The 21,446-nt window shown below is 72.0% G+C and carries 16 protein-coding genes; all 16 read left to right on the forward strand.

The window, feature by feature from the left end:
* Positions 1–9 precede the first annotated feature (9 nt).
* The 16 genes from AC07PU_RS05030 to AC07PU_RS05105 all read left to right on the forward strand — a co-directional run bounded on the left by AC07PU_RS05030 (position 10) and on the right by AC07PU_RS05105 (position 21,328).
* Complete coding sequence (locus tag AC07PU_RS05030; protein WP_495315756.1) at positions 10–1,563, forward strand: amidase; 1,554 nt, start codon at positions 10–12, stop codon at positions 1,561–1,563.
* Positions 1,560–3,194 (forward strand): ABC transporter substrate-binding protein, encoded by a 1,635-nt coding sequence (locus AC07PU_RS05035; RefSeq protein WP_495315758.1) that lies wholly within the window; start codon positions 1,560–1,562, stop codon positions 3,192–3,194. The genes AC07PU_RS05030 and AC07PU_RS05035 overlap by 4 nt, the downstream gene beginning before the upstream one ends.
* Positions 3,195–3,196: 2 nt before the next feature.
* On the forward strand, positions 3,197–4,828 hold the full coding sequence (locus AC07PU_RS05040; RefSeq protein WP_495315760.1) for an ABC transporter substrate-binding protein: 1,632 nt from the start codon (positions 3,197–3,199) through the stop codon (positions 4,826–4,828).
* A gap of 24 nt (positions 4,829–4,852) precedes the next feature.
* Positions 4,853–5,929, forward strand: a complete 1,077-nt coding sequence (locus tag AC07PU_RS05045; protein ID WP_296800268.1) for an ABC transporter substrate-binding protein — start codon at positions 4,853–4,855, stop codon at positions 5,927–5,929.
* Positions 5,926–6,834, forward strand: coding sequence for an SDR family NAD(P)-dependent oxidoreductase (locus tag AC07PU_RS05050; RefSeq protein WP_495315762.1), 909 nt, complete (start codon positions 5,926–5,928; stop codon positions 6,832–6,834). The genes AC07PU_RS05045 and AC07PU_RS05050 overlap by 4 nt, the downstream gene beginning before the upstream one ends.
* Before the next feature lie 84 nt (positions 6,835–6,918).
* Complete coding sequence (locus AC07PU_RS05055; RefSeq protein WP_495315764.1) at positions 6,919–8,610, forward strand: rhodanese-like domain-containing protein; 1,692 nt, start codon at positions 6,919–6,921, stop codon at positions 8,608–8,610.
* Positions 8,611–8,680: 70 nt separating this feature from the next.
* On the forward strand, positions 8,681–9,535 hold the full coding sequence (locus AC07PU_RS05060; RefSeq protein ID WP_495315766.1) for a transporter substrate-binding domain-containing protein: 855 nt from the start codon (positions 8,681–8,683) through the stop codon (positions 9,533–9,535).
* A gap of 135 nt (positions 9,536–9,670) precedes the next feature.
* Entirely contained in the window at positions 9,671–10,417 is a 747-nt protein-coding gene (locus AC07PU_RS05065) for an amino acid ABC transporter permease (RefSeq protein ID WP_495315768.1), read from the forward strand.
* Entirely contained in the window at positions 10,407–11,243 is an 837-nt protein-coding gene (locus tag AC07PU_RS05070) for an amino acid ABC transporter permease (protein WP_495315770.1), read from the forward strand. The genes AC07PU_RS05065 and AC07PU_RS05070 overlap by 11 nt, the downstream gene beginning before the upstream one ends.
* Positions 11,230–12,108 carry an amino acid ABC transporter ATP-binding protein gene (locus AC07PU_RS05075; protein ID WP_495315772.1) on the forward strand — a complete coding sequence of 293 codons (879 nt, stop codon included), beginning with the start codon at positions 11,230–11,232 and terminating at the stop codon, positions 12,106–12,108. The genes AC07PU_RS05070 and AC07PU_RS05075 overlap by 14 nt, the downstream gene beginning before the upstream one ends.
* 16 nt (positions 12,109–12,124) lie before the next feature.
* On the forward strand, positions 12,125–12,760 hold the full coding sequence (locus AC07PU_RS05080) for a cysteine dioxygenase family protein (protein WP_495315774.1): 636 nt from the start codon (positions 12,125–12,127) through the stop codon (positions 12,758–12,760).
* Complete coding sequence (metC, locus tag AC07PU_RS05085; protein ID WP_495315776.1) at positions 12,757–14,031, forward strand: cystathionine beta-lyase; 1,275 nt, start codon at positions 12,757–12,759, stop codon at positions 14,029–14,031. Before AC07PU_RS05080 ends, metC begins: the two co-directional genes overlap by 4 nt.
* 38 nt (positions 14,032–14,069) lie before the next feature.
* Positions 14,070–16,229, forward strand: a complete 2,160-nt coding sequence (locus AC07PU_RS05090) for a hydantoinase/oxoprolinase family protein (protein ID WP_495315778.1) — start codon at positions 14,070–14,072, stop codon at positions 16,227–16,229.
* Positions 16,226–17,965, forward strand: a complete 1,740-nt coding sequence (locus AC07PU_RS05095) for a hydantoinase B/oxoprolinase family protein (protein ID WP_495315780.1) — start codon at positions 16,226–16,228, stop codon at positions 17,963–17,965. The genes AC07PU_RS05090 and AC07PU_RS05095 overlap by 4 nt, the downstream gene beginning before the upstream one ends.
* On the forward strand, positions 17,962–19,680 hold the full coding sequence (locus tag AC07PU_RS05100; RefSeq protein WP_495315782.1) for a hydantoinase B/oxoprolinase family protein: 1,719 nt from the start codon (positions 17,962–17,964) through the stop codon (positions 19,678–19,680). Before AC07PU_RS05095 ends, AC07PU_RS05100 begins: the two co-directional genes overlap by 4 nt.
* A 40-nt stretch (positions 19,681–19,720) precedes the next feature.
* The gene (locus tag AC07PU_RS05105; protein ID WP_495315784.1) at positions 19,721–21,328 is read left to right on the forward strand and encodes an ABC transporter substrate-binding protein; all 1,608 of its coding nucleotides are present in this window, start codon (positions 19,721–19,723) and stop codon (positions 21,326–21,328) included.
* The last annotated feature ends 118 nt before the right edge of the window (positions 21,329–21,446 follow it).

Consider the following 21,446-nt stretch of genomic DNA (forward strand, 5'->3'; position numbering starts at 1 on the left):
CGCAACGCCATGAGCCTCCAGGACATCACGAACGACCAACTGCACGAACTGAGCTTCGCGAGCGCCGGCGAACAGGCCCGCGCGCTGGCCGAGGGCCGCGTCAGCGCGGTGGCGCTGCTCGAGCACCTGCTCGCGCGCATCGACCGCTTCGACGCCACCCTCAACGCGGTGCCCGTGCGCGACGACGAGCGCGCGCGCGCCGCGGCACGCGAGGCCGACGCGGCGCTCGCGCGCGGCGAACGCCGGCCGCTGCTGGGCGTGCCGGTCACGGTGAAGGAATCCTTCGACGTGGCGGGCCTGGTCACGAGCAGCGGCAACCCGGCCTTCGCCGACAACGTGGCGCGCGAGGACTCGCTCGCGGTGGCCGCGCTGCGCGAGGCCGGCGCGGTGATCGTCGGCAAGAGCAACGTGCCGCTGGGCCTGGCCGACCTGCAGAGCTACAACGCGGTCTACGGCATCAGCAACAACCCCTGGGACCCGGCGCGCACGCCGGGCGGTTCCTCGGGCGGCTCGGCCGCGGCGCTGGCCGCGGGCTACGTGGCGCTGGAGATCGGCACCGACATCGGCGGCTCGATCCGCATTCCCGCGCACTTCAACGGCGTGTACGGCCACAAGCCGACCGCGGGCCTGGTGGCGCTGCGCGGCACCGGCGTGCCCTCGGGCCGCCATGCCGAGCGCGACCTGGTGGTGGCCGGGCCGCTCGCGCGCACGGCGTCCGATCTGGAGCTCGCGCTCGGCCTGCTGATCAATCGCGACCCGCTGCTGGCCAAGGGCTGGAAGGCGACCCTGCCACCGGCGCGCCATGCGCGGCTGTCCGATTTCCGCGTGCTGGTGATCGACCAGTGGCCCGGCAACGAGCGCAGCGTGCACGAGCGCCAGGTGAGCGAGCGCGTGGTCGACCGGCTTCGCACGCAGGGCGTGCAGGTGAGCCGGCCGGCCGACCTGCCGCCGGGTCTGCTGCCCGACCTGGTGCGCTCGCACCGCGTCTACCGCAGCCTGCTGGGCTCCTCGCTGGCCACGCCGCCGGCGCTCAGCGAGGCCGCGCAGCAGCGGTTCGAGGCGCTCTCGCCCGAGGACGACAGCGCCGACGCGGCCTGGCTGCGCGCCTCCACGCTGCGCCACAGCCAGTGGCTGCAGGACCACGAGGCGCGCGTGGCGCTGCGCCACCAGTGGGAACGCTTCTTCGCGCAGTTCGACGTGGTGGTGACGCCGGTGGCGCCACTGCCGGCCTTCCGCCACAACCACGACGAGCCCAAGGATGCGCGCACCTATCCCGTGGCCTTCGAGGACGGCACGCGCGAGGTGCGCTTCCTCGACCTGTTCGCCTGGGCCGGGCTGCCGGTGCTGCCGGGCCTGCCGGCCACCAGCTTCCCGATCGGGCTCGACGACGAGGGCCTGCCGGTGAGCGCGCAGGCGGTCGGCGCCTACCTCGAGGACCGCACCACCATCGCCTTCGCGCGGCTGCTCGAGGAGGCCTATGGCGGCTTCATCGCGCCGCCGGGCTACGAGGACAGCGTGTCCGCACCCGCCACGCCTGCAGCCCCGACCGCACCCGCCGCATGACGCCGACGCCTCCGATCAGCCGCCGGCATTTCCACCGGCGGCTCGCGGGGCTGCCGCTCGCGCTGGCCGCGGTGCCGGCCGCCGCGGCAAATGCCACGCCCCATACCGAGCCGGATGCCGCGCCGCGCCACAAGCCCGGCAGCGTCGTCACCCTGCTCACCGCGCTCGAGCCGCCCACGCTGGTGGGCCTGGTCAACTCCGCGGCCGGCACCTTCCTGGTGTCGCCCAAGGCAGTCGAGGGCCTGCTGAGCTACGACTTCGACCTGCGCCCACGCCCGCAGCTCGCCGTGGCCTGGGAAGTGCAGCCCGACGGGCTGCAATACACCTTCAGGCTGCGCCGCGGCGTGAAGTGGCACGACGGCCGCCCCTTCACCTCGGCCGACGTGGCCTTCTCGATCCTCGCGCTCAAGCAGTCGCATCCGCGCGGTCGTGCCACCTTCGCGAGCGTGAGCGAAGTGCGCACGCCCGATGCGCACACCGCGGTGCTGGTGCTGAGCAAGCCCGCGCCCTTCCTGCTGACCGCGCTGGCGGCCGCCGAGTCGCCGATCGTGCCGCGCCATGTCTACGAGGGCCGCGACCTCGCGAGCCATCCGGCCAACAACGCGCCGATCGGCACCGGGCCCTTCGTGTTCAAGGAATGGCAGCGCGGCAGTCACGTCATCTACGAGCGCAATCCCGACTACTGGGATGCCGGAAAGCCCTACATCGACAGGCTGGTGGTGCGCTTCGTGCCCGATCCCGCGGCGGCCGCGGCCGCGCTTGAGAGCGGCACGGTCGACCTGGCCGGCGCGACGCCGGTGCCGATCCCCGACCTCGACCGGCTCAAGGCGCTGCCGCACCTGAGCCTGGACACGCGCGGCAACGAGTACTTCAACAACTCGACCACGCGCATCGAGTTCAACCTCGACAACCCCTACTTCCGCCATGCCAAGGTACGCCAGGCGGTGGCTCATGCGATCGACCGCGAGGTGATCCTCAAGACCGTGTGGTACGGCTACGGCCTGGCCGCGCCGGGCCCGATCTCGCCGGTGCTGCGCGCCTTCTACGAGCCCGCGGCGGGCGTGCCGGGTTTCGACCGCAAGCGCGCCGAGGCGCTGCTCGACGAGGCCGGCTTCGCGCGCGGCGCCGATGGCGTGCGCTTTCGCGTCAGCCACGACGTGTTCGACGGCGGCGGCAACCGCGTGGGCCAGTACATCCGCCAGGCGCTCGCGCGCGTGGGCATCGACGTGACGGTGCGCACGCAGGAGTTCGGCGCCTACATCAAGCGCGTCTACACCGATCGCGACTTCGACTTCAACAACCAGGGCATGAGCCAGATGTTCGATCCCGCGGTGGGCATCCAGCGCTTCTACTGGTCGAAGAACTTCCGCCCCGGCGTGCCCTTCTCCAACGGCGCGCACTACGACAACCCCGAGGTCGACCGGCTGCTCGAGGCCGCGGCGGTCGAGAACGACGTCGCCAGGCGGCGCGCGCTCTATGCCGAGTTCCAGCGCGTGATCGCACGCGAGCTGCCGACCATCGGGCTGGTGGCGGTGGCGCAGGTCACGGTGGCCAATCGCCGCATCGGCGGACACACGGTCGGCGCCGAGGGCCTGTCGGGCAACTTCGCCGATCTTCACCTCAAGGGATGAGCATGCAGGACTGGAACATGGAGCGCCGCGCCTGGCTGCAGGCCGGCGCGGGACTCGGGCTCGCGGGCCTGGCCTCGCCGTTCGCGGCGGTGTCCGCGCTCGCGCAGGGTCGCGACGCGGGCACGCCGGTGCGCGGCGGCACGCTGACCGTGCTGATCGATCCCGAGCCGCCCACGCTCACCACCATCGCGCATTCGGCCGGCGCCTCGGTGCTGATCTCGGCCAAGACCACCGAGGGCCTGCTGAGCTACGGCTTCGACCTCTCGCCGCAGCCGCAGCTCGCGACCGCCTGGAGCGTGAGCGCCGACGGTCTGCAGTACAGCTTCACGCTGCGCCGCGGCGTGAAGTGGCACGACGGCCGGCCCTTCACCTCGGCCGACGTCGCGCATTCGATCGGCCTGCTCAAGCAATACCACCCGCGCGGGCGCGCCACCTTCTCGAGCGTGTCGGAGGTGCGCACGCCCGATGCGCACACCGCGATCCTGGTGCTGTCGAAGCCGGTGCCCTACCTGATCACCGCGCTGTCGGCGGCCGAGTCGCCGATCGTGCCGAAGCACCTCTACGAGAACGGCAAGGCCGACGCCAACCCGGCCAACAACGCGCCCGTGGGCACCGGCCCCTTCGTCTTCAAGGAATGGGTGCGCGGCAGCCACGTGAGCTACGAGCGCAACCCCGACTACTGGGACAACCCCAAGCCCTACGTCGACCGGTTGATCGTGCGCTTCATTCCCGACGCCGCCGCGCGCGCGGCCGCGATCGAGAAGGGCGAGGTGCACCTGAGCCCGGGCACGCCGGTGCCGCTGGGCGACGTGGAGCGGCTGCGCGCCAGGCCGAACCTGGTGTTCGAGCCGAACGGCTACCAGTACATCAACAACGTCTCGCGCGTGGAGTTCAACCTCGAGAACCCCGCGCTGCAGGACCTGCGCGTGCGCCAGGCGATCGCGCACGCCATCAACCGCCAGGTGGTGCAGAAGACCGTGTGGTACGGCCAGGGCCGCCTGATCCCGGGCCCGGTGCATCCGGCGCTCGCGAAGTTCTACCTGCCCGACCTGACGGTGCTGCCGCACGATCCGAAGCAGGCCGAGGCCCTGCTCGACGCGGCGGGCCTGACACGCGGCAAGGCCGGCCCCAACCTGCGGCTCAAGCTCGCGCTGACGCCCATTCCCAACGAGGGCGGCCAGCGCACCGCCGAGTACCTGAAGCAGAGCCTGGGGCGCATCGGCATCGAGGTCACGATCAACGCGACCGACTTCGCGACCTACGTGCGCCGCATCTATGCCGACCGCGCCTTCGACCTGCACGTGAGCGTGATGAGCAACACCTTCGACCCCACCGTGGGCATCCAGCGCCTGTATTGGTCGAAGAACTTCAAGAAGGGCCTGCCGTTCTCCAACGGCTCGGGCTACAACAACCCCGAGGTCGACCGGCTGCTCGAGGCGGCCGCCATCGAGACCGACGAGGCGCGCCGGCGCCAGGCCTTCGCCGAGTTCCAGCGCCACATCGTGCGCGACCTGCCCGATATCACGTTATTGGCACTCGACAACTACACCATCGCCGACCGCCGCGTGCGCGGCCACACGGTCAGCGCCGACGGCATCGCCGGCAACCTGGCCGGTGCGTGGATCGGCACCTGATCGACAGTGAAAGGAACCCTCTCCATGACCACCGCCACCACCGACCGCCCCGACGTGCTCTGGTACACGCGCTGCCCCGTGCCCTCGCCGCTGGGCATCGCCGCGCGCCAGGGCTGGCTGGCCCAGACCTTCGCCGAGGAAGGCATCGCGATCGAATCGATCATCGACTCGAAGGACCGCAGCATCCGCGAGAGCCACTTCGACCACCACCTGGCCTGGTCCTTCCGCCAGGGCGGCAACATCCCGCCGATCTGGGCCCGCGCCAACGGCCGCGCGACGCGGCTGGTGGCGATCACCTGGACCGACGAGTTCCAGGCCATCGTGACCCTGCCGGGACGCGGCATCGCGTCGATCGAGCAGCTCGCGGGCCGCCGCTTCGCGGTGCCGCGCCGCGTCAACGACCTGATCGACTTCCACCGCGCCACCGCGCTCAAGGGCGTGGTGTCGGCGCTGTCGCTGGCCGGCCTCACGACCGAGGACCTCACGCTGGTGCAGCTGCCGATCGAGGAATCGGTGATCCTCGCGCAGGGCGAGCCCAGCCTGTTCGGGCTGCGCCGGCGCCATCCCTATTTCCGCGAGGTCGAGGCGCTGGTGCGCGGCGAGGTCGACGCGATCTTCGTCAAGGGCGCCGAGGGCCTGGTGGTCGCGAACCTGATCGGCGCCCAGGTGGTGTCCGAGTTCGGCAGCCATCCCGATCCGAAGATCCGCATCAACAACGGCACGCCGCGCGTGCTGACGGTCGATGCGGCGCTGTCCGAGCGGCGGCCCGACCTGGTGCTGCGCCTGCTCGAGGTGGTCGAGCGCGCGGGCCGCTGGGCCGAGGACCATCCCGACGAGACGGTGCGCTTCGTGGCGCGCGAGATCGCCACCAGCGAGGAAGCGGTGCTGGCCTCGAACGGGCCCGAGGTGCACCGGCACCTGGGCATCGGTCTCGACGCGCCGCTGGTCGAGGCGATCGGGCATTTCAAGGACTTCCTGCTGCAGTGGGGCTTCCTGCCGGGCGACTTCGACCTCGGCGAGTGGGTCGATGCCGAGCCCTTGCGTGCGTTGCGTGCCGGCAAGGCGGCAGCGCCCGAAGCCGCGGTGCTCGCCGCCGCATGAGCGCCGCGAACTCCAACCCGGCGCCGCGCATCCTCGTGACCGGTGCCACCGGCCGGCTCGGCCGCCTGCTGGTGCCGCGGCTGCGCGAGCGCGGCGCTGTGGTGCGCGCCTTCACGCGGCAGGTGGCGAATGCCGCCGCGCTGGCCGACCAGAGCCGACACGAGCGCGCGCCCTTCGAGGTGGCGGTGGGCGACCTCGAGGACCGGGCCTCGCTGCGGCGCGCCTTCGAGGGCGTCTCGCACCTGTTCCTGCTGTCGCCGATCGTGCCCGAGCTGGCCGCGCAGCAGATCGCCGCCATCGAGGCCGCGGCCGAAGCCGGCGTGCGCCGCATCGTCAAGCTCTCGGGCTCGCACTGGACCATCGAGCCGCCGGGCCGTTCGCTGTCGGGCGACGCGCATGCGCGCATCGAGGCCGCGCTGGCCGCATCGGGCATCGCGCACCGCGTGCTGCGCCCCAATGCCTGGACGCAAGTGGTGCTCGCGCGGCTGGCGGCCGAGCTGGCCGCGGGCGATGTGCTGCACGCGCCGCCGGGCCTGCCGCGCGTGGCCTACATCGATGCGCGCGACATCGCCGACGTGGCGGTCGAGGCGCTGCTGAACGACGCGGAAGAGGCGCCGCCCGCCCCCTGGGTGCTGACCGGTGCGCGCGCCGTCGACCATGGCGAGCTCGCGCGCATCGCCGCCGGCCTCAGCGGCCGGCCGGTGGTGGCCGAGCCGCTGTCGCCGCAGGAACTCGCGGCGCGCCAGGCACAAGCGCCCTCGCCCTACATCGCGCGGGTGCATGCGCAATTCGCCGCGCTGATCGGTGCCGGCGAGGCGGCCACCGTCACCGACACGGTGGAACGCGTGCTGGGCCGGCCACCACGGCGCATCGAGGACTTCGTGGCCGAGTCGCTCGCGGCCTGAACCGCATTTGCTTATGCGGAAGGCTTCGTAGCCGCGCCCATCGGCGGCCGCTAAGGTGCCGCCGGTTTTCACCGTCCCCATTCCATGTCCTCACTCGCCGATCTCGCGGCGCCCGCCACCGGCGCGGCGCCCTCTTCCCTCCCCGAACGCGTGCCCGCCATCGATGCCGCCACCCTGCAGCGCTGGCTGCAGGACGGCGACGAGCTCGCGCTGCTCGACATCCGCGAGCACGGCCAGTACGGCGAGGGCCATCCCTTCTTCGCGGTGCATGCGGCCTACAGCCGGCTCGAGCCCGAGGTGGCGCGGCTGGTGCCGCGCCGCGCGACCCGCACCGTGCTGTTCGACGACGGCATCGACGGCGATGCGCTGGCCCGGCGCGCGGCCGTGCGGCTGGCCGCACTCGGCTGGTCCGGCGTCTCGGTGCTGGCCGGCGGCGCGCCGGCCTGGGAGCGCGCGGGCCGCACGCTGTTCAAGGGCGTGAACCTGCCTTCGAAGACCTTCGGCGAGGTCGCGGAGCATGCCTTCGAGGTGCCGCACATCGACGCGCCCACGCTGGCGCGCTGGCAGCGCGAAGCCGAGCCCTTCGTGCTGCTCGACGGCCGCACGCTCGAGGAGCACCGCAAGATGACGCTGCCCGGCGCCATTCCCGTGCCCAACGGCGAACTGGCGCTGCGCTGGCGCACCCAGGTGAGCGACGAGCGCACGCCGATCGTGGTGCACTGCGCGGGCCGCACCCGCAGCATCGTCGGCGCGCAGATCCTGCGCGACCTCGGCGTGCCCAACCCGGTGTTCGCGCTCGAGAACGGCACCCAGGGCTGGGCGCTGGCCGGCCTCGCGCTCGAACGCGGCAGCCGCCGCGCGCTGCCGGCCGCGCCCGATGCGGCGCAGCACGAAGCCGCGCGCGCGAGTGCCGAGGCCGCCGCGCGGCGCTTCGGCGTGCCGGTGCTGTCGCGTGCCGCGGCACAGGCCTGGCTCGACGACGCCAACCGCACCGCCTTCGTGTTCGACGTGCGCACGGCCGAGGAATTCGCGGCCGGCAGCCTGCCCGGCGCGCGCCATGCGCCGGGCGGCCAGTTGCTGCAGGCCACCGACCAGCAGATCGGCGTGCGCCATGCGCGCGTGCTGGTGCTCGACGACGATGGCGTGCGCGCGCCGGTGATCGCGCTGTGGCTGCGCCGGCTGGGCCTTGAGGCCGCGCTGGTCGATGGCGGCCTCGCGAGCGGGCTGCGCGTGCCCGAGGGCGCGGCGCCGGCGCTGGGCCCGGTGCCCGCTTCGGCCTCGGCCGAACGACTGGCCGCGCTGCCCGAAGGCACGGTGCTGCTCGACCTGCGTCCGTCGCCGGCCTACCGCCAGGCCCACGTGCACGGCGCGCGCTGGTCCATCCGCCCGCGCCTGCTGGCCGATGCGCGCACCGCCACCGGCGGCGACACGCGCCGTCCGCTGCTGCTGATCGCGCCCGACGCGCTGGTGGCACGGCTCGCCGCCGCCGACCTGCGCGATGCCGGCTGGCCCGCGCCGACCTGGACCACGCACGAGGCGCTCTCGGCCGCGGGCCACGGCGTCGAGGCCACGCCCGCGTCGCCCGGCGATGCCGAGGCCATCGACTACCTGTTCTTCGTGCACGACCGGCACGACGGCAACCTCGACGCGGCGCGCCGCTACCTCGACTGGGAGCTGGGCCTGATCGCGCAATGCGCGGGCGACGAACTGGCCGTGTTCCGGCCGCACGGCGAAGCGACCCGAGGCTTGCACGGAAAAGCGCATATCGATAGTTGAAGGCCTTCGTTGCGACGGCAGGCGCGGCCTCGGAAGATCGCCGCCTGCCCTGCTTCGCCCCTTTCATTCGATGACTTCCCGTCCGCGTTCGCGTTTCTCCCCCTCTTCCTCCCGATTCGCCGCCGCGGCGCTCGCCACCCTGCTCGGCCTGGCCGGCGCGGCCCATGCCGACGCCACGCTCGACCGCATCAAGCAGCGCGGCAAGGTCGCGATCGGCGTGGTGGTCAACGGCGGGCCCTTCGGCTCGATCGACCCGGCCACGCAGCAGCTCGTGGGCTGGAACCCCGACCTCGCTCGCGACCTCGCCAAGCAGCTCGGCGCCGAGGTCGAGCTGGTGCAGGTGCAACCGGCCAACCGGGTGCAGTTCCTGCAGTCGGGCAAGGTCGACCTGCTGATCGCCTCGATGGAATACAACGCCGACCGCGGCGAGATCCTCGGCCATGCGCCGACGCCGTTCTACCGCGTGGGCGGCACGGCCGCCGTGCTCAAGACCAGCGGCATCGCCAAGTGGGAGGACCTGCGCGGCAAGACCGTGTGCGCCTCGCAGGGCAGCAGCTTCGTGAAGCCGCTGCAGGAACAGTACGGCGCCCAGGTGCGCGGCTTCAAGACCGCGCAAGAGTCGCTGCTGGCGCTGCGCGGCGGCAACTGCGTGGCCGCCGTGCACGACGCCACGCTGATCCAGCCGCTGCTGCGCAGCAATCCCGAGTGGGCCGCCTACGCCGCGCCGATCCGCGACGAGATCCTGCCCGCGCCCTCGGTGGTCTGGGCCCGCAAGGGCGAGGCCGACACCATCGCCGCCGTCGACAAGGTGGTCAAGCAATGGCACCGCAGCGGCTGGCTGATCGAGACCGAGAAGCGCAACGGCATCGAGCCGCCGCAGCCGCTGCTGCCCGAGCTGCAGGCCAAGCTGCGCGCCGCGCCCTGAATACACGGCCCGGCCGCACCGCATCTTTTCGTTCGCGGTGAGCGGCGCCCCTGAACCGGCGCCGCGCCCTGCCCTTTCCGTTCGCGCCATGAAGCCACGCCACTCCACCGACACGCCATCGTCGGCGCGCCAGCCATGAACGACGCCGGACTGCTCGCGCAGGCCGTGGTCGCGCTCAAGACCCTGGGCCTCAACTACGCCTTCGTGCTCGACGCGGGCGAGCGCCAGGCCTTCCTGCGCGGCCTGCTCGTCACCTTCGAGCTCTGCGTGCTGACCGTGCCCTGCAGCCTCGCGGCCGGCGTGGCGATCGCGGCCGCGCTGACCTCGCCGCGGCGCTGGGTCGCGCTGCCGGCGCGCGCCTTCGTGGAGGTCACGCGCAACACGCCGACGCTGGTGCAGCTCTATTGCGCCTTCCTCGTGCTCAACATGCTGATCACGCAGCAGCTGCAGGGCCTGGGCGGCAATCCGCTGACGCCCTTCGTCTGGGTGGTGATCGTGGTCGCGCTGCACAAGGGCGTGTTCCATGCCGAGGCGCTGCGCGCGGGCATCGAGGCGGTGCCGCGCGTCACGCTCGAGGCCGCGCGCTCGCTGGGCTTCTCGCAGCGCCAGCTGCTGTGGCGCGTCGAGCTGCCGCTGGCGCTGCGCTTCGCGCTGCCGTCGCTGGTCAACAACCTGGTCGACCTGGTCAAGATGACCGCGGTGGCTTCCGCCATTGCCGTGGGCGACGTGACCTACGAGTCGATCATGATCTGGACGCAGCGCGACAACGTGCTCGAGCTGCTGCTGCTGATCCTGCTGTACTTCGGCCTGCTGACCTGGCTCGTGAGCCTGGCCGGGCGCTGGCTCGAGGCGCGCTGGCGGATGCCCGGCTATGGCCAGTGAGATCGCCGCGGCCCCGGCCGCTTCCCCGCTCGGAGCCAATGCTGGCGCCGGCTTCATCGCGCACCTCGATCCGCGCCGCCATCCCTGGCTCGCCGCGCTGGCCGCCGTGCTGCTGCTGGTCGCGGCCTGGACCGCCACCGGCACCACGCCCGTCGCGCTGCGCCACCTGTGGCGATGGTCGCCCACGCTGCTGCTGGGCTTGCTCACCAACGTCCAGATCAGCGTGCTCGCGATGGCGATCGGCACCGCCGTGGGGCTGCTGGTGGGCGCGCTGTCGTTCTCGCCGTTCGCGCCGGTGCGCGGGGCCACGCGCTGGTACGTGCAGTTCTTCCGCAACGCGCCGGTGCTGGTGCTGATCTATTTCACCACCTACGTGTTTCCGTTCGAGCTGCGGCTGGTGGCCTGGACCGTGCCCTTCCCCGACTGGCTCAAGGTGGTGCTGGGCCTCGCACTGCCCACCAGCGCGGTGGTGGCCGAGATCTTCCGCGGCGCGATCCAGTCGATTCCGAGCGCGCAATGGGAGGCCGCGCAGTCGCTGGCCTTCCGGCGCGGCGAGATCTTCCGGCTGATCGTGCTGCCGCAGTGCCTGCGCCGCATGCTGCCGCCGTGGATGAACCTCTACGCGAGCATCACGATGAGCACGGCGCTGTCCTCGCTGGTCGGCGCGCACGACGTGGTCGATGCGGCCCAGGTCGCAAGCAACACGGTGGCACGCACCGACTTCACGGTGCTGGTCTATTTCACGCTGCTCGCCGTGTTCTTCGCCTACTGCTACCCGATCGCCCGCGCCACGCGCGCGCTGGAACGCCGCCATGCCCGCCATTGAGACCGCCACCCCCATCTCCGACACGCCCCTGGTCGCCCTGCGCGACGTGGAGCTCGCCTTCGGCGCCAACGCGGTGCTGCGCGGCATCTCGCTCGAGGTGCAGCGCGGCCAGGCGGTGTCGATCATCGGGCCCTCGGGCTCGGGCAAGTCGACCATCCTGCGCTGCATCACCGGGCTGCTGCGCCCGCAGCGCGGCGAGATCCGCGTCGGCGACACGCGCGTGGACGCGCTGCGCGCCGAGGCCGAGTTCATCGCGCTGCGCAAGCGCGTGGGCTTCGTGTTCCAGCAGTACAACCTGTTCCCGCACCTCACGGTGCTCGAGAACCTGATGATCGCACCCACGCGCGTGGCCGGCCGCGAGCGCGCCGCCGCCGAGCGCGAGGCGCGCGAGCTGCTCGACAAGGTGCGGCTCTCGCACAAGGCCGCGGCCTATCCGGGCGAGCTCTCGGGCGGGCAGCAGCAGCGCGTGGCGATCGCGCGCGCGCTCGCGATGCGGCCCGAGCTGATGCTGTTCGACGAGGTGACCTCGGCGCTCGACCCCGAGACCGTGGGCGAGGTGCTGACCGTGATCCGCGACCTGGTGCGCGAAGGCCTGACCTGCGTGCTGGTGACGCACGAGATGCGCTTCGCCGAGGAGATCAGCGACACCGTCTACTTCACCGAGGCCGGCGTGATCGTCGAGCACGGCCCGCCCGCGCGCATCTTCCGCGCACCCGCGAGCGACCGCACGCGCGCCTTCCTGCACCGCGCGCTCGGCGACGGCGCGCGCGACCGCTCCGACGAGGCGGACGCCGCCGTGCCCGCGCGCCGCCCCGCCCCGTTCCCCGAAACGCCGCCCTTCGACCGGCTGCGCTTCGCCCTCTGACCCACCGAGGCTCCCCATGACCACATCCCAGAACGACACGACCGCCATCGCGGCGCAACGCCGCATCGCCGTCGACCAGGCCCTGGCCGACATCCGCGCCATCGCCGCCGCCCAGGCACTCGACCGCGCGGTGCTCGCGCGCATCACGGCGCGGCTCGAGAAGCTCGCGGCCAACGCCGCCCTGTTCACGCGCGAGGATTTCCCGCCGCCGGCCGCGAGCGAAGGCGTGGGCGCGTCCACGCGCTACCGGCTCAACCCCGGGGACGGCGACGACGACGTGGCGCTCTACCTGAACTCGATCAATCCCGGCAAGACCTCGATCCCGCACAACCACACGACCTGGGCCACCATCGTGGCGGTCGAGGGCCAGGAGGAGAACCGCGTCTACCGGCGCACCGACGACGGCAGCGATCCCGCGCAGGCGCGGCTCGAACTCGAGCGCGAGGTGACGGTGCAGCCCGGCACCTCGATCGCCTTCCTGCCCGAGGACCTGCACAGCATCCATGTGATCGGCGATCGGCCGACGCTGCATTTCCATCTCTACGGCCAGCCGCTCGAGACACTGTCGCGCCGCATCGGCGTGAACCTCGAGACCGGCGCGATCGTCAACTACAACGCGACGCAGCTGCAGCCGAGCAAGGCGGTGGCATGAGCGCGGCCGATGGCTTGCACGACGCGACGCGGCTGCTGCATGCGGGCGCGCCGCAGCTGCGCGCCGGCTCGGGCCCGGTCAACGTGCCCGTGGTGCGCACGAGCACCGTGCGCTTCGAGAACACCGCTGCCCATGCCGACCATCACCACCGCCGCGCCGCGGGCGAGCGCGTGGCCTCCTACGGCCGTCATGGCCTCGACACGCACCGCGCGCTCGAGGATGCAGTGACCGCGCTCGAGGGCGGGCACCGCGCCTTCCTCACGCCCTCGGGCCTGTCGGCGATCACGCTGGTGCTGCTCGCGCTGCTGTCGCCCGGCGACCATGCGCTGGTGGCCGACGGCGTGTATGCGCCGCTGCGGCGCGTCGACAGCACCCTGCTCAAGCGGCTGAACATCACGGTCGAATATTTCTCGCCCGCGCACGACGACCTGGCGAGCCTGCTGCGGCCCAACACGCGGCTGCTGTACCTCGAGTCGCCGACCTCGCTGCTCTACGAGGTGCTCGACCTGCCCGCGCTCAGCAAGATCGCGCGCGATCGCGGCGTGACCGTGGCCACCGACAACACCTGGAGCGGCGGCTGGTTCTACAAGCCGCTCGCGCTCGGCGCCAACATCTCGATCCAGGCCGCCACCAAGTACATCTCGGGCCACTCCGACCTGATGCAGGGCATCGTGGTGGTCGACAGCCCCGCGCTGGCCGCGAAGCTTCTGAGCGCGCACGAGGCGCTGGGCCTGACCATCGGTGCCGACGACGCCTACCTGGCGCTGCGCGGCCTGCGCACGCTGCCAGTGCGGCTCGCGCAGCACCAGCGCAATGCCACCGAGGTCGCGCGCTTCCTGCAGCAGCAGCCGCAGGTCGGCCGCGTGTATTACCCGGCGCTGCCGGAAGACCCGGGCCATGCGCTGTGGCGGCGCGACTTCAGCGGCGCGAGCGGCCTGGTGTCCTTCGCGTTCCGCGATGCCACGGCCGCCGAGGCCGATGCCTTCGTCGACGCGCTCACGCTGTTCGGCATCGGCGCCTCGTGGGGCGGCTACGAGAGCCTGGCGCTCGCGGCCCAGCCCGAGCGGCTGCGTGAGCACCGCCAGTGGCAGGGCAATGCGCCGGTGGTGCGGCTGCATGTCGGCCTCGAGGATCCGGGCGACCTGGTGGCCGACCTGGCGCGGGCCTTCGCGAAGGCGACGCCGATCGCAACCGCAACCGCAACCGCAACCGCACCGGCCCCCGCCGCGGCGCCGTTCCGTGAATTGAGCGCAGGCGCGCACCTGCTCTGAGCCTTTCCTTCCTCTCCCGTTTTTCCCGTACCGTCGCCATGTCCTCGCACTCCTCCTCCCCCACCGTCCCCGTCATCGACCCCCGCGTGCGCGTGGCGGTCGACGTCGGCGGCACCTTCACCGACATCGTGCTGCTGCGCGGCGAGCGCAAGCACACCGTGAAGGTGCTCACCACGCCGGCCGCGCCCGAGCAGGCCGTGTTCGACGGCGTGGCGGAAGTGCTGCAGCAGGCCGGCGCGGCCTGGGCCGACGTCGAGCTGCTGATCCTCGGCACCACGCTGGCCACCAATGCGCTGATCGAGCGCAAGGGCGCGCCCACGGCGCTGCTGACCACGCACGGCTTCCGCGACCTGGTCGAGATCGGGCTGGAGGACCGCTTCGCGCAGTACGACGTGTTCCTCGACAAGCCGGCGCCGCTGGTGCCGCGCCACTGGCGCCATGGCGTGGTCGAGCGCACCGACGCGGCCGGCCGCGTGGTCACGCCGCTCGACGAGGCGCAGGTGGCCGTGCTCGCGCGCCAGCTCGTGGCCGACGGCATCGAGAGCGTGGCCGTGTGCTTCCTGCACGGCTATGCGAACCCCGTGCACGAGCGCCGCGTGCGCGAGCTGCTGCGCGAGCATGCGCCGCAGCTGTGGGTGTCGCTGGCCTCCGACGTCTGCCCCGAAATCCGCGAGTACGAGCGGCTCTCGACCGTCAGCGCCAATGCCTACGTGCAGCCGCAGGTGGCCGGCTACCTGCACCGGCTGCGGGAAGGCGCGCGCGAACGCGGCCTGAAGGCCGAGCCCTTCCTCATGACCTCGGGCGGCGCCATCACCACGCTGCAGGCCGGCATCGACGAGCCGGTGCGGCTGGTCGAGTCGGGCCCCGCGGGCGGCGCGGTGCTGGCGCGCCAGGTGGCCGAGCAGATCGGCGCCACGCGCGCGCTCTCGTTCGACATGGGCGGCACCACGGCCAAGATCTGCTTCATCGACGACTACCAGCCGCAGCTGAGCCGCAGCTTCGAATTCGGCCGCGTGCACCGCCACCTCAAGGGCTCGGGCCTGCCGATCCGCATCCCGGTGATCGAGATGGTGGAGATCGGCGCCGGTGGCGGCTCGATCGCGCGCGTCAACCACCTGGGCGTGGTGCAGGTCGGCCCCGACAGCGCGGGCTCCTCGCCCGGCCCGGCCGCCTACGGCCTGGGCGGCGAGCAGCCGACCGTGACCGACGCGCATGCGGCGCTCGGCGCGATCGACCCGGCGCGCTTCGCGGTCGGCAAGGTGCGGCTCGATCCGCAACGCGCGCGCGCCGCGTTGCTGCAGGGCGTGGCCGCGCAGACCGGGCTCGAGGTCGAGGCGGCCGCGCAGGCGGTGGTCGAGATCGTGACCGAGAACATGGCCAACGCGGCGCGCGTGCATGCCTCGGAACTCGGCAAGGTGGCCGAGGAGAGCACGCTGATCGCCTTCGGCGGCGCGGCGCCGCTGCATGCGGCGCTGCTGGCGCGCAAGCTCGGCATCGCGCGGCTGGTGATCCCGAACTCGGCCGGCGTGGGCTCGGCGCTGGGCTTCCTCTGGGCACCGGTGGCCTACCAGACGGTGCGCAGCCTGCACCAGCGGCTCGACCGCATCGACCATGCGGCCGTGGGCCGGCTGCTCGACGAACTCACCGCCACCGCCGACGACGTGGTGCTGCGCGCCGCGCCGGGCGCGCCGCTGGTGCGCCAGCGCGTGGTGTTCATGCGCTATGCGGGCCAGGGCCACGAGATCCCGGTCGAGCTGCCCGAGGGCGCGTTCGACGCGGCCGCCAGCGCCGCGCTGCACCAGCGCTTCGAGGCGCGCTATGCCGCGCTCTACGGCCGCAGCCTGCCGCACATCGCGGCCGAGGCCGTGAGCTGGTCGGTCGCGGTGGAAGCCGGCGGCCGCGCCGCGCCGGAGGCCGACGGGCTCGTGGCCGACGAGGGCCGCGCCACGGCCTCGGCCACGCGCGAGCTCTACGACGCCGAGACCGGCCGCTGGCAGGCGGTGCCGGTGTACGAGCGCGCCGCGCTGCGGCCCGGCCTGTGGGTCGAGGGCCCGGCGCTGGTCGTCGAGGACGAGACCACCACGCAACTGATCGCGGGCTTCGAAGCGCGCGTGAGCCGGCTCGGCGCGCTGGTGCTCGACGACACCACGGTCGTGCGGCACGAGGAGGAAGAGCACGCAGCGGCGGTGGCGGCATGAGTGCTGCCACCGCGGCCAACACCGCCAGTACCGCCAATGGGCGCCAGGCGCTGCGCCAGCAGCTCGTGTGGAGCCGCCTGCTCGCCGTGGTCGAGGAACAGGCGCAGGCGCTGATCCGCACCGCCTTCGGCACGCCGACGCGCGAGGCCGGCGACCTGTCGGCCGGCGTGTTCCTGCCCGACGGCCGCATGGTGGCGCAGGCCGTGACCGGTACGCCGGGCCACGTCAACTCGATGGCCGACTCGGTGCTGCATTTCCTGCGCGCCTTTCCGGCCCACAGCATGCGCGACGGCGACGTGTTCGTCACCAACGATCCCTGGAAGGGCACGGGCCACCTGTTCGACGTGGTGATGGTCACGCCGGTGTTCCACGGCGGCCGGCTGGTGGCGCTGTTCGCCTCGACCGTGCACGTGGTCGACATCGGCGGCGTGAATGCCGGCCCCGACGCGCTCGAGATCTACCACGAGGGCCTGTTCCTGCCGCCGCTGCGCTTCGCGCGCGACGGCGTGCTCGACGAGTCGGTGCTGGCCATCGTGCGCGCCAACGTGCGCGAGCCCGAGCAGGTCGAGGGCGACCTGCATGCGCTGGTGGCCTGCAACGCGGTGGGCGCGACGCGGCTGCAGCGGCTGCTGCGCGAGTTCGGGCTGGACGACCTGCGGGCGCAGGGCGACTACGTGATCGAGCGCTCGGCCCAGGCCATGCGCGCCGCGCTGGCCGACTGGCCGCGCGGCACCTGGCGCAATCACATGACCGTGGACGGCTACGACACGCCGGTCGAGCTGCATGCGGCGGTCACGATCTCCGACGACGGCATCCTGGTCGACTTCGCGGGCACCTCGGGCACGGTGGCGCGCGGCATCAACGTGCCCAAGGCCTACACCGATGCCTACACCTCCTTCGGCATCCGCTGCCTGATCGGCGCGGACGTGCCCAACAACTCGGGCTCGCTGGCGCCGATCCGCGTGATCGCGCCCGAGGGCTCGATCGTCCATGCGCTGCCGCCGGCGGCCGTTGCCACACGCGCGGCCATCGGCCAGATGCTGCCCGACCTGGTGTTCGGCGCGCTGCGCCAGGCCCGGCCCGACCGCGTGCCGGCCGAGGGCGCCTCGTCGCTGTGGAACATCCGCCTGTACGGCGGCCAGCCGATCGAGGGCGGGCCCAACGACGCGCTGCGGCGCGCGCGCCGCTTCAACATCGTGAGCTTCAGCACCGGCGGCACCGGCGCGCGGCCCGGCAAGGACGGCCTCTCGGCCACCGCCTACCCGAGCGGCGTGCGCAACGTCTCCCTCGAGATCCTCGAGACCCAGGCGCCGCTGCTGTTCCGGCGCAAGGAGTACCGGCCCGATTCGGGCGGCGCGGGCACTTCGCGCGGCGGGCTGGGCCAGGTGATCGAGGTCGAGAACGCCGACGGCGACCCGATGGTGCTGTCGGCCACCTGGGACCGCGTGCGCTTTCCGGCGCGCGGCGCGCTCGGCGGCGGCGATGGCGCGCCAGGCACCGCACGGCTCAAGCATGCGGGCACGACCTTGCGCGGCAAGGGGCGCCAGCTCGTGCCGGCCGGCGAGGTGCTGGTGGTCGAGACGCCCGGCGGTGCCGGCCTCTGCGATCCCTCGGAGCGCGATCCGGCGCTGATCGCGCGCGACCTCGAAGCCGGGCTGATCAGCCATGCAGCCGTGGCTTCCCTTCCTTCTTCTTCGTCTTCCTTCGCCCCCGAACTTTCGGACCACCACGCATGAGTTCCACACCCAAGCCCGCGGCCCCCGCCGGCCGCCAACTGATCCGCCACCAGCTCGCCTGGAACCGCCTGCTCTCGGTGGTCGAGGAGCAGGCCCAGACGCTGATCCGCACCGCCTTCGGCACCTCCACGCGCGAGGCCGGCGACCTCTCGGCCGGCGTGTTCCTGCCCGACGGCCGCATGATCGCGCAGGCCGTGACCGGCACGCCGGGCCACGTCAACTCGATGGCCGAGTCGGTCAAGCACTTCCTGCGCCGCTTCCCGATCGAGACCATGGAAGACGGCGACGTGTTCCTCACCAACGACCCGTGGAAGGGCACCGGCCACCTGTTCGACATGACCATGGTCACGCCGGTGTTCCATGGCGAGGGCGCGGCGCGACGCGCGGTCGCGCTGTTCGCCTCCACGCTGCACGTGGTCGACATCGGCGGCATCGGCTCGAGTCCCGACGGGCTGGAGATCTATCACGAGGGCCTGTTCCTGCCGATCCTGCGCTTCGTGCGCCGCGGCACGGTCGACCCGGCGGTGCACGCCATCATCCGCGCCAACGTGCGCGATCCCGAGCAGGTCGAGGGCGATCTGTTCGCGCTCGTGGCCTGCAACGAGGTCGGCGGCCGGCGGCTGCGCACCCTGCTGCGCGAGTTCGGCCTGGTCGACCTCGAGGCGCTCGGCGACTTCGTCATCGCGCGCTCGGCGCAGGCCATGCGCGAGGCGCTGGCCGAATGGCCGCGCGGCACCTGGCACCACACGCTGGTGGCCGACGGCTACGACGCGCCGATCACGCTGCAGGTGGCCGTGACCATCGGCGACGACGGCATCGACGTGGACTTCGCCGGCACCTCGGGCACGGTGGCGCGCGGCATCAACGTGCCCAAGGCCTACACCGACGCCTACACCTCCTTCGGCATCCGCTGCCTGGTGGGCGCCGACGTGCCCAACAACGCGGGCTCGCTGGCGCCGATCCGCGTCGCCGCGCCCGAGGGCTGCATCCTGCATGCGCTGCATCCCGCGGCCGTGACCGCGCGCCACGTCATCGGCCAGCTGCTGCCCGATGCCGTGTTCGGCGCGCTGCGCCAGGCCCGGCCCGACCGCGTGCCGGCCGAGGGCTCGTCGTCGCTGTGGAACCTGCAGCTCGTGGGCGGCGAGGTGCTGGCCGGCACCGCGCCGGCCGATGCCGAGGCGGTGCGCCGCGGGCCGCGCTTCAACGTGATCAGCTTCAGCACCGGCGGCACCGGCGCGCGGCCCGGCAAGGACGGCCTCTCGGTCACCGCCTACCCGAGCGGCGTGCGCAACGTCTCGCTCGAGATCCTCGAGACCCAGGCACCGCTGCTGTTCGAGCGCAAGGAGTTCCGCGTCGACTCGGGCGGTGCCGGCACCGTGCGTGGCGGCCTGGGCCAGGTGATCGAGGTGCGCCATGCGCAGCCCGACGCGGCCTTCCTGATCGCCGCCGCCTTCGACCGCGTCGACCATCCGGCGCGCGGCGCGCTCGGCGGCGGCGACGGCGCGCCGGGCCGGCTGCGGCTGGCCTCGGGCCGCGCGCTGCGCGCCAAGGGGCGCCAGCTCATTCCGGCCGGCGACAAGCTGGTGGTCGAGACGCCCGGCGGCGGTGGCCTCGGCGATGCCGCCCAGCGTGCCGGAGCCGCTATCGCGCGCGACCTGCGCGAAGGGCTGGTGACGGCCGTGCCGGCGCCCGCGACCGATCCTGCGCTGGCCTGATTTCGTTCCTCTTCTTCTTTCCGTTCTCGCTCCTCCCACCATGTCTTCCCTGCTCCGCCCCCCGCACCTCCGCCGCGCCGCCGTCGCGCTGCTGCTCGCCGCCGGCCTCGCCGCCACCACGCAGGCCGCGCCGCCCAACCACAGCGGCACCCTGACCCTGCTGTCGACCAGCGAGCCGACCGCGCTCGTGACCATCGGAAATGTCGCCACGCCGATCCTCAGCGTCAGCGCCAAGGTCACCGAGGGCCTGCTCAAGTACGACTACGACGTCAATCCGCAGCCGCAGCTGGCGACCAAGTGGGTCATCAGCCCCGACGGCCTGACCTACACCTTCACGCTGCGCCAGGGCGTGAAGTGGCACGACGGCAAGGACTTCACCTCGGCCGACGTCGCCTACTCGATCGAGCTGCTGAAGAAGATCCATCCGCGCGGCCGCAACACTTTTGCCAACCTCACGGCCATCGACACGCCCGACAAGTACACCGCGATCCTGCGGCTGTCGAAGCCCGCGCCCTACCTGATCCGCGCGCTGGTCGCGACCGAGACGCCGATCGTGCCCAAGCACGTCTACGAGGGCACCGACCCGGCGAACAACCCAAACAACAACGCGCCGATCGGCACCGGCCCGTTCAGGTTCAAGGAGTGGGTGCGCGGCAGCCACATCGTGTACGAGCGCAATCCCGAGTACTGGGACAAGCCCAAGCCCTTCATCGACCAGCTGATCGTGCGCTTCGTGACCGACCCGGCGGCAGCCGCCGTGGCCTTCGAGACCGGTACCGTCGACCTCGGCTATCGCACGCCGGTGCCGCTCGCGGACCTCGAGCGGCTCAAGAAGGTGCCCGCGCTACGCTTCGAGACCAAGGGCAACAGCTACTCGTCGAACGTGACCCGGCTCGAGTTCAACCTCGACAACGAGTACTTCAAGAACGAGAAGGTGCGCCGGGCCGTGGCCCATGCCGTCGACCGCGGCGTGATCGTGAAGGTGGTGAACTACGGCTACGGCCAGGTCAGCTATTCGCCGATCGCGCCCGGCCTCAAGGCCTTCCACGATCCCGCGCCCTCGCCCTATGCCTTCGACCTCAAGAAGGCCAACGCCCTGCTCGACGATGCCGGCTATCCGCGCAAGGCCGGCGGCGTGCGCTTCAGCGTGCCGCTGGACTTCAACCCGATCGGCGCCGACGGTCCACGCCTGGCCGACTACCTGCGCTCGACCCTGGCGCGCATCGGCATCGCGGTGACGGTGCGGGCACAGGACCCGAGCGCCTTCATCAAGCGCATCTACACGGACCGCGATTTCGCGTTCACGCACAACGGGGCGAGCAATTTGTTCGACCCGACCGTGGGGGTGCAGCGGTTGTATTGGTCGAAGAACTTCATCAAGGGGGTGCCGTTCTCGAATGGCACGCACTATCAGAGTCCTGTGGTGGACAAGCTGCTCGAGGATGCGGCGGTGGAGAACGATCCTGCGCGGCGGCTGAAGCTGTTCAAGGAGTTTCAGGAGACGGTGGCGCGGGATGTGCCGGATTTGAATCTCTATCAGCCTGTGTTCATCACTATTGCTAATCAGCGGGTGCATGACCATTCGTTGACTGCGGATGGGGTGGAGTCGAATTTGGCGGATGTCTATGTTGATGAGGCCAAGAAGTAGGCTTCTTTTGTTTTGGGGTTTTGTTCTTTGGTGAGGCCGTAGGCCGGGTCCCGCCCCGGCGGGCGGCTCACTTTCTTTGTCTCGCCAAAGAAAGTAAGCAAAGAAAGGCGACCCCACT

Source organism: Variovorax sp. GW821-FHT10D07 (assembly GCF_059415325.1).